This is a genomic window from Agrococcus casei LMG 22410 (assembly GCF_900163565.1).
In the GTDB taxonomy this organism is placed as follows: Bacteria; Actinomycetota; Actinomycetes; order Actinomycetales; family Microbacteriaceae; genus Agrococcus; species Agrococcus casei.
Genome location: NZ_FUHU01000002.1, coordinates 1 through 1,445, shown reverse-complemented (window position 1 = coordinate 1,445; position 1,445 = coordinate 1). Strand labels below are relative to the sequence as shown.

The following is a 1,445-nucleotide window of genomic DNA, read 5'->3' as shown; positions in this document are numbered from 1 at the left end:
GGCTCTTCGCGGTTCGTGGTGAATGACCCTGCTGTGGCGGGTATTCACGCTACGGTTCTCGCGGCGCTGGTGAGCAGGATACGCGTCCGGTAGTTCTCCGCGTTGCGGAATCCGCGGCCGGTGCGTTTGATGTTCTTGATGCCGGTGTTGCCCGCTTCGACCTTCGCGGTGGTTGCGCCGGTGACGATGAGGACCTCGATGGCGTCCCACCAGGTCACGACGGTGTCGTAGAGCTTCGTGGCCTCGGGCATGTTCGCGATCTGGACGAAGTAGCCCATCCGCATCCGCTCCTGCCAGGCCTGGGCGAGAGTGTCGGTGGCCAGCAGGCGTCGGAGCTGCTCCTTGATGCCCCAGGAGGCCGAGAGCTCGTCGGTGGGGTCGTCGGTGCGGAACACCCTCTCCAACCGCTCCCACGCCCTCGGGGTCAGGGTGTCGCCGCCGCGCAGCAGCAGCATCCGGTGGGCCCAGGCCGGGTCGTCCTTGCGGCCCCGACGACCGCGATGGGTGCGGGCCAGGCGCTGCCTGACGGTGGTGACCATGTCGTTCCCGAGCTTGACCAGGTGGAACTTGTCGACCGAGACCGCGGCGCGAGGCAGCCAGGTCCGCAGCGCCTTGCGGAACGCGGCCGAGGGATCGATCGCGACGATCTCGATCCGCTCCCGCCACTGCTCAGAGCGCTGCGCGAGCCAATCCCCGACGGCCCTGGAGTCCCGGCCGTCGACGATGCCGAGGACCTGCCCGGTGGCCAGGTCGACCAGCGTCGTCATCCACGGCTCGAACCGTCTCCAAGCGCCCTCGTCGGTGCGGAACCAGCGCACTGACCGGTAGCGGTGCTCATCGACCCCCAGACGCCTGACCCGCACGTCGTCGACGTCAGGCAGGACCACTGCGGCGGCGCTGAGGGCGGCCTGGACCAGCCACCACGAGACGCCGTGGGCCCGGGCCACCTCGGAGGCTGCACGGCCGGAACGGATCACGGCAGAGACGACCTGGTCCCGCAGTCGGGTCGTCGAGCGTGCGTATCGCGGGATCTGCTCGGTGGCCTCGGCGAACGTGCCCCGGGCACAGGCCGGCTCCAGACAGAACCAGCGCCGCTTGGCCCACACCACCACCGCTGCGCCAGCGACGGGAACGTCCCGGACCTGCTGTGACCGGCGGGAATGGACCTTCGTCGCCAGCACGCCGCAGGACGGACAGCCCGGCGGGACGGTCGAGGCGATCACCACCCGCCGGCCCCCGTCGGGCAGGTCGACGGCATCGATGACGCGGTAATTGGGCAAGTTGAAGATCGTGCTCGCAGCATCACGCTGCGAACCAGTACTCTCGTGCACAGGCTCGTGGTCCTCTGAGATTCGGATGTCTTGACAACACCCATCACAGCAGGACCACGAGCCGTTCTACGTCAACGACGCGACGCTCCCCATCACCACGAACCGGGAAGAGCC

At 68.7% G+C, this 1,445-nt stretch carries 1 protein-coding gene; it reads right to left on the bottom strand.

All coding sequences use genetic code 11. The features are described 5' to 3' along the window. Positions 1-44 precede the first annotated feature (44 nt). A complete protein-coding gene (locus CZ674_RS00015) occupies positions 45-1,331 on the bottom strand; it encodes an ISL3 family transposase (protein ID WP_073884858.1) in 1,287 nt (428 codons plus the stop codon). Between the last annotated feature and the right edge of the window lie 114 nt (positions 1,332-1,445).